Below are 7,231 nucleotides of genomic sequence, written 5' to 3' on the forward strand. Positions count from 1 at the left end.
CCAGCATCCAGGTCTCGGCGGACGGCCGCACCTGGCGCACCGCGGCGACGGTCCAGGACGGCAGCGGCGGACGCGAGTCGGTCCGCATGGACGCGCGCCGCGACCTCGCCCAGGTACGCCTCCGCCTTGGCCGGGTCGTAGAAGAAGTTCTCGAAGTCCGACGGGTCGTTGAATCCGTTGGCGAAACGGTCCGCTATCGGCTGGAACTGGCCGGCCGCGCCGATGATGTTCAGGACGTGCTCCGGCGGCGGGGCCAGCATCGCGTTGGTCCACTTCGTGACGTGCTGCGCCGTCTGCCAGTAGCGGTCGAACGTGTCCCGCATCCACTGCTCGTCGAAGGGCTCCTCGCCCCGCTCGACGATCGAGTCGAGGTACGAGGCCGCGCACTTGGACGCCGAGTTGGAGCCCTGCCCGGTGATCGGGTCGTTGGCCACGACCACGTCCGCGACGCCGAGGACCAGGCCGCCGCCGGGCAGCCGCCCGACGGGGTGGCGCACGGTCGGGGCGTAGCGCCCGGCCAGCGTGCCGTTGGCGTCGGTCAGCTCGACCTTGGTGGCCCGCGCGTACTCCCAGGGCAGATACCGCTCCAGCAGCTCCAGGGTGACCGCGAGGTGCTCGTTGGGGTCCTTTATGCCCTGGAAGACGTCGAGGGGGCCGCCCGGCACGCCCTCCCAGAAGAGGATGTCGGCGCGGCCGGAATTGGTGAGCGTCGGCATGACGAACAGCTCGCCGACGCCGGGCACCAGGTTGCAGCGGACCGCGTCGAAGTCGGGGTGCTCGGGGCGCGGCCCCATGCCGTGCACATAGGCGACGGCCAGCGCGCGCTGCGGCGTCGCGTACGGGGAGCGCGCGGCGTCCCGGCCGAACATCGACACCAGCTCGCCCTTGCCCGCGGAGATCAGCACCAGGTCGTAGCGGCGGGCGAAGAAGTCGAGGTCGGAGACGGCCGCGCCGTGGATGACGAGCTGCCCGCCGCGCTGCGCGAAGGTCTCCATCCAGCCGGCCATCTTCACCCGCTGGTCGACCGACTGCGCGTACCCGCCCAGCATGCCGACCCAGTCGACGGCGCGCGAGGAGTCGGGGGCCGCGACGGAGACGCCGAGGCCCTTGATGCGGGGGGCCTGGCTCTCCCAGAAGTTGATCTGGAGGTCCCGCTCGTGCTGGAGCGCGGTGTGGAACATGCACTGGGTGGACATGACCCGGCCGGCGCGGACCTCGTCGGCCGTGCGGTTGGACATCAGGGTGACCTCGTAGCCCTGCGACTGTAGTCCGAGGGCCAGTTGGAGGCCGGACTGCCCGGCTCCTACGACGAGTATCTTCCGCATGTTTCTCCAGCTCTTATTCGGGGGTGACGTCGTAGGCGTGGCCGACCATGGTCACCAGCGATTCGATCACCGTGATGCGTTTGCGCGCATCCATGATCACAACAGGTACGCGCGCGGGGACCGAGAGCGCGTCGCGCACGTCCTCCTCCTCGTAACGGGTCGTGCCCTCGAAGTGATTGACCGCGACGATGTACGGCAGCCCGTAGCTCTCGAAGTAGTCGAGCGCCGGGAAGCAGTCCTCCAGCCGCCGGGTGTCGGCCATGACCACCGCGCCGATCGCGCCGCGCACCAGGTCGTCCCACATGAACCAGTAGCGCTTCTGGCCGGGCGTGCCGAAGAGATAGAGCACCAGGTCGTCGTCGAGCGTGATGCGGCCGAAGTCCATGGCGACCGTGGTCGTGGTCTTCTCCGGCGTCGCGGCGAGGTCGTCGACGTCCTCGCTGGCCGTGGTCATCACGGCCTCGGTCCGCAGCGGGGTGATCTCCGAGACCGTGCCCACGAACGTCGTCTTGCCGACACCGAAGCCGCCGGCCACGACTATCTTCGTGGCGACGGGCGCCCGCGTACGGTCCGTCTGCCAGCTCTGCAACCCCTCCTCGGCGGCCGGCGAGGCCATCACCGTGTCAGAGTCTGCGAAGTCCACTCAGCACCCTTTCCAACAGCGCGCGGTCGGGCTGGCCGGTGCCGTGCCCGGTGCCGTAGACGCGGATCTTTCCCTGGTCGGCCAGGTCGCTGATGAGCACGCGCACGACGCCGAGCGGCATCTTGAGCAGCGCGGAGATCTCGGCGACCGAGCGCATCCGGCGGCACAGTTCGACGATGGCCCGCATCTCGGGCATGACCCGCGAGCCCAGGCCGCCGGATTCGAGCTCCCGCCGCTCCTCGGGGGCGTCCAGCGCCGCCACGAAGGTCTCGACGAGCAGCACATGCCCGAAGCGGGTCCGTCCGCCGGTGAGCGAGTACGGGCGTACGCGCGCGGGTTTCCTGTCCGACCCGCGGACGGGCAATCGGTGTGCGGATGTCACTGTTCTGCCTGCCTTGGCTCCATTGACTTCCGCAGCTCGCTGCGGAGTTCAGGGGTGAGAACATGACCGGCCCGGCCGACGAAGAGCGCCATGTGGTAGGCGACGACGCTCATGTCGCTGTCGGGGGCGGCCTGCACGCCGAGCAGCGAGCCGTCGCTGATCGCCATGACGAACAGGCTTCCCTCGTCCATGGCCACCATCGTCTGTTTGACGATGCCGGCCTCCATCAGCTTGGCGGCGCCCGTCGTGAGGCTGCCGAGCCCGGAGACGATGGTGGCGAGGTCGGCGCTGGAGCCGCGCGGCCCCTCGTGTGCCACCGGGCCCGCGCCCGCGGCGTTCTGCTCCGGATCGGAGGAGAGCAGCATCAGGCCGTCCGAGGAGACGACGGCCACCGACCGTACGCCCGGCACCTCTTCGACCAGGTTGTCCAGCAGCCAGTGCAGGTTACGGGCCTCGGTGCTCAGCCCGTACGTACTCGGCGCATTCAATCGCGTGCCTCCTCGGCAGTGCCAGCCTCGTCCAGCGCCCCCGCTTGCTGATGGTCAGTGTTCCGCATCTTGATCCCCGCCGTGATCTCGGCCTCGGCGTCCCGGCGGCCGTCCCGCGCCCCCTGCTGGAAGCCGCCGAGCTGGCGCCGGAGCGCCTCCGCGTCGACCCCCTTGCTCTGACGTGGCGCGGAGTCCTGCATGGTCACGGTCCTGGGGGTGCGCTTGGGCAGGCCCTTGTCCGTGGTCCGCGGATCGAGGTCGTCAGCGGCCGGGTCGGCCGGGTCGCCGTCGGCGGGGCGCCGCCGGGCCGCCCCGGCGGGGTGCGGCAGGTCGGCCGCGGGCCTCGCGTGTTCGTCGGGTCCGGGCGTGTACGCGCTCGCGACCTGGCCGGTCACGGGCGGCGGCACGACGTGGGCGGGCCCGTCCGGCACGGCTCGTACGGGCCGCCCGGACGCGTCCGGTGGGGTGGTGTCCGCGCCGGAGGGGGGCTCGTCGGTGCGCCGGGCGTGTCGTCCGGTCGGCGGCTGCTGGGGGTCGGGGATGGCGGCGAGCTGAATCGTGCGCTCGGCCGCCTCGATGAGGGGGTCGGGGCCGGCCTTCCGCTCGGGGTCCTGGGACGGGGGCTCCGGCGGCGCCGCGTCCGGGTCCGGGGCGGGGCGGCGCTGCGGGCCGGTGTTCTGGCGCGGCACCGGCGCGGGTTCGGGCTGGGCCCGAACCGGCTGCGGGCCGTCGGGTACGGGCGTCTCGCCGGTGCGGGGGGCGCCTTCGCCGCGGCCCGGCAGCGCGTTGGAGTTCGCTTCCGCTATCGAGCCGGGCAGCTGGAACGCGGGCGCCCCGGCGCCTCCCGGCACGACCGGGGCCGGTCCCGGCCCGGAGGGGCCGGTGGGCAGGAGCGCCTTCGGCAGGACGACGACGGCGGTCATGCCGCCCTGCTGCTGCGCGCGCAACTGCACCCGCACGCCGTGCCGGGAGGCGAGCTGCGCCACCACGTAGAGCCCGAGTCCGAGCGTCTGCTCGCCGTCCGCGGTGTGCGCCTCCTGCGGGTCGGGCGCGGCCAGCAGGGCGTTGACGGCGGCCAGCCGCTCGGCCGGCATGCCGATGCCCTCGTCCTGTACGGAGAGCATCACGTCGCCGCTCTCCAGCAGCCAGCCGGAGAGCTGCACCCGCGCGTCGGGCGGCGAGAAGGCGGTCGCGTTCTCCAGCAGCTCCGCGACCAGGTGGCTGGTGTCGTCCGCGGCGAAGCCGGCGACCTGCGCGTGCGGCGGCAGGGCCTGGATCTGCACCCGCTCGTACTTCTCGATCTCGCTGATGGAGGCGCGCACCATGTCCAGCAGCGGCACGCTGCCGGAGTGCCCGGAGCCGTGCTCCGCGCCCGCGAGGACCAGCAGGTTCTCGCTGTGGCGGCGCATGCGGGTGGCGAGGTGGTCGAGCTTGAAGAGCGTCTCCAGCCGCTCGGGGTCCTGCTCGTTCGCCTCCATGGTCTCGATGACGCCTAGCTGACGCTCCACCAGGGTCAGGGTGCGCAGCGAGAGGTTGACGTACGTGCCGTGCACGGTGCCGGTGAGCGCGGCGATCCGCTCGCGCAGCCGCGCCTGCTGGGTCTGGAGCGTCTCGCGCTCGTCGGCGAGCGCCTGGCGGGCGCCGATCAGCCGGGACCGCTCGCCCTCCAGCCGCGTGATGCGCTCGCGCTGGTTCGCGGCGGCCTCGTGGAGCGTGTTGACGGACCGTACGACCTCGGCGAACTCGTCGTCGCGGCCCTTGAAGACGATGGGCTGCTCGCCCGCCGGGTCGGCGGCGACGCGGCGGGCGCCGAGGCGCAGGGCGGCGAGCGGGCGGGTCATGGAGCGGGCGGCCTGGGCGGAGGCTCCGGCGGCGACGAGGAAGCAGAGGCCGAGCAGCGCCGCGTCCAGCTCCAGGGCGGTGACGTCGTCGTCGCGGAGCTTCTCCAGCCGGGTGATCTCGCTGCTCGCGAGCGCCGATTCGACGCCGCGCATCCGGTCGATGCGGGCGGTGAGGGCGGATTCGACGGTGCTCTTGGGGAGGTCGCGGTCGGCTGTGGAGAGTTCGGAGCGGGCGGTGAGGCGGGTGAGGAAGTCGTCGGCCGCGGTGACGTCGGGGCCGTTGACGGTGGAGCTGAAGGAGTCGCGGGCGTCGGGCGGGGCGAGCTGTTCGAAGTCGGCGAGCGCGGCCTTCTCGCGGATGTCGGTGCGCTGGGCGGCGGCGGTCAGCCCGTTCTGCGTGGAGCCGTGCGAGGCGAGCGCGCCGAGCAGCAGGCCGCGGGTGGCGGACGCCTCTTCGACGGCCCGGCCGAGCGGCGGCAGAGCGGCGGCGGAGCCGGTTCCGGCGCGGGCCGGGAGCTGGTGCGCGAGGGTGTCGGCGACGCCGTGCAGCGCCTGGACGGCGTCGGTGTAGGCGGTGTAGGTGTCGGCCGCCTTGCCGGGGCCGGTCAGGGCCTGCTGGCGGGTCTTGGGGAGGGCGTCGAGCAGGGCCCGTACGGACGCGGGGGCCTGGCCGCGGTACTCGGCGACCTGGCGGTCCACGCGGGCGCGCTGGCTCTCGGTGACGCCGCCGGCGGCCGTGGCGCGGCCCGCGGCGACGAACTCGGTCATGGCGTCGCGCTCGTCGGCCAGCGAGTGGGCGAGGGCGACGGCGCCCCGGTTGGCCTGGGCGAGGTCGACGAGGTGCTGGGTGTCGTGGAGGTCGTCGGCCGCGCCGAGTATGCCGGGGACGCCCGCGCCGAGTACGGCGGCGGCCACGATCGCGACGGAGACGACCAGTCGGTTACGTACGCGCGTGGTGCGCTGTCGCGCGACCGTCGTCTGCTGTTCGTGTGTACCGCCCCGAAGCCGCTTTTTCCGCACCGGTGCTCACAATCCTTGCTCGCCTGTCCCTATGTGGTGCCAGGAGGTGACGACGGTTCGGTCAACGGCGCGGACCACCCCTGGTGCCGATTTCGACTTTTGACCCTTTCAGCCCGGATCGGGGGCAGGTGCCCATCGCCCGCCCAGCCACTCCAAGGAGTGAACATCAGACAGACGGTGACCCTCAACTTCTGTGCGGGGGCTGTGCGGCCCTGACAAGGGGGTGGAACGGGGTCGGCTGGAAAACCTCCTGGTGGCCTGGAAGGATGTCCGCCCGCAGCTCAGAGCCCTGCCCGACGCCGGGCCGCAGATCCCCCCGCCGGCCGGGGAACACCCCTCCCGACCTGGGCGGCCGTCGCCCCCGCCGCTCGCGCGACCCGCGCCGCGCGCCGTCGCGCCCCCTCGGGCAGACTGGCCGGATGCGCATCGAACTCGCCACCCGGCCCGGAGATCCCCAACGCCCCAATGAGGACTTCGTGTCGGTGGCGCTGCCCGCCGGTGGACACGGTGGAGCAATGGTGCTGCTCGACGGCGTCACCCCGCCCCCGACCAGCACCGGCTGTACGCACGGCGTGCCCTGGTTCACGGCCCGGCTCGGCGGCGCGCTGCTCGAACTGTGCGCTTCCCGCCGGGAACTGACGCTCTCCCAGTGCCTCGCCGAGGCCGTCGAACGGACCGCCGAGGCACACCGCGCGACCTGTGACCTTTCTCACGTCCGCACCCCTCAGGCAACCGTCGTCGCGGCCCGCTGGGACGCGGAACGCGTCGAACATCTGGTTCTGTCCGATTCCGCGCTGCTGATCGAGCGCGCCGACGGCTCGGTGACCCCGGTCCTCGACGACCGCATCGAGGCGCTGGCCGCCCTCGGCCCGGTGACGGACGACCAGCGCAACGCGGAGGGCGGCTTCTTCACCGCCGCGGCCGACCCCGCCGTGGTCGCCCGCGCGGTCACCGGGACCACGCCGCGTACGGACGTACGGTCCCTGGCCGCGCTCACCGACGGGGCGTCGCGCTGGGTGGAGATGTTCGGCGAGGGGAGCTGGCAGGACTGTCTCGCGGTGCTGCGCAAGGAGGGGCCGGAGGGGCTGATCGACCGGGTGCGGGCGGTGGAGGACGCCGATCCGGGCGGCGCGGCGTTCCGGCGCTGGAAGCGCCACGACGACGCGGCCGCCGCCTTCATCGAGCCCTGAGAGCCCTGAGAGTCCTGCGGGCCCTGAGAGCCCTGAAGCCCTGAGAGCCCTGCGGGCCCCGTCGGCTCAGCCCTCCGCGCGGGCGTTGAACTGGTGCAGCAGCCGGGCCAGTTCGGCGATCTCCGTGCGGTCCCAGTCGGCGAGCCGGTGCACGTACTGCGCGCGGCGCGCGTCCCGTACGCGCGTGAAGCGGGCGCGGCCCTCCTCGGTGAGGGAGAGGAGCGAGGCGCGGCCGTCGGCCGGGTCGGGGGCGCGGGCGACGAGGCCCAGCTCGTCCAGGGCGCGCAGTTGGCGGCTCATGGTGGCCTTGCCGACGCCGAAGTAGGCGGCGAGTGCGGTGGT

7 protein-coding genes are annotated in these 7,231 nt (G+C 73.0%); 1 reads left to right on the top strand and 6 read right to left on the bottom strand.

Annotated features, from left to right (window positions below; all coding sequences use genetic code 11):
- The 5 genes from ACFU99_RS26330 to ACFU99_RS26350 form a co-directional block, all read right to left on the bottom strand.
- On the bottom strand, nucleotides 1-1,325 hold a 1,325-nt coding region (locus tag ACFU99_RS26330; RefSeq protein WP_384396223.1), incomplete at its 3' end, for a styrene monooxygenase/indole monooxygenase family protein.
- A 13-nt stretch (nucleotides 1,326-1,338) separates the two neighbouring features.
- Nucleotides 1,339-1,941 carry an ATP/GTP-binding protein gene (locus ACFU99_RS26335; protein ID WP_384396241.1) on the bottom strand — a complete coding sequence of 201 codons (603 nt, stop codon included), beginning with the start codon at nucleotides 1,939-1,941 and terminating at the stop codon, nucleotides 1,339-1,341.
- 7 nt (nucleotides 1,942-1,948) lie between these two features.
- The gene (locus ACFU99_RS26340) at nucleotides 1,949-2,350 is read right to left on the bottom strand and encodes a DUF742 domain-containing protein (protein WP_384396226.1); all 402 of its coding nucleotides are present in this window, start codon (nucleotides 2,348-2,350) and stop codon (nucleotides 1,949-1,951) included.
- On the bottom strand, nucleotides 2,347-2,838 hold the full coding sequence (locus ACFU99_RS26345) for a roadblock/LC7 domain-containing protein (protein ID WP_384396229.1): 492 nt from the start codon (nucleotides 2,836-2,838) through the stop codon (nucleotides 2,347-2,349). Before ACFU99_RS26345 ends, ACFU99_RS26340 begins: the two co-directional genes overlap by 4 nt.
- Nucleotides 2,835-5,699, bottom strand: a complete 2,865-nt coding sequence (locus tag ACFU99_RS26350; RefSeq protein ID WP_384396232.1) for a nitrate- and nitrite sensing domain-containing protein — start codon at nucleotides 5,697-5,699, stop codon at nucleotides 2,835-2,837. Before ACFU99_RS26350 ends, ACFU99_RS26345 begins: the two co-directional genes overlap by 4 nt.
- A 419-nt stretch (nucleotides 5,700-6,118) precedes the next feature.
- On the opposite strand from ACFU99_RS26350, the gene ACFU99_RS26355 reads away from it, so the two are divergent.
- Nucleotides 6,119-6,889, top strand: coding sequence for a protein phosphatase 2C domain-containing protein (locus ACFU99_RS26355; RefSeq protein ID WP_384396235.1), 771 nt, complete (start codon nucleotides 6,119-6,121; stop codon nucleotides 6,887-6,889).
- A 66-nt stretch (nucleotides 6,890-6,955) separates the two neighbouring features.
- Here the strand turns inward: ACFU99_RS26355 and ACFU99_RS26360 are convergent.
- Nucleotides 6,956-7,231: MarR family winged helix-turn-helix transcriptional regulator (locus ACFU99_RS26360; protein ID WP_384396238.1), on the bottom strand; the 276-nt coding region annotated here is incomplete at its 5' end.

This window comes from Streptomyces sp. NPDC057654, assembly GCF_042800135.1.
GTDB lineage: Bacteria > Actinomycetota > Actinomycetes > Streptomycetales > Streptomycetaceae > Streptomyces.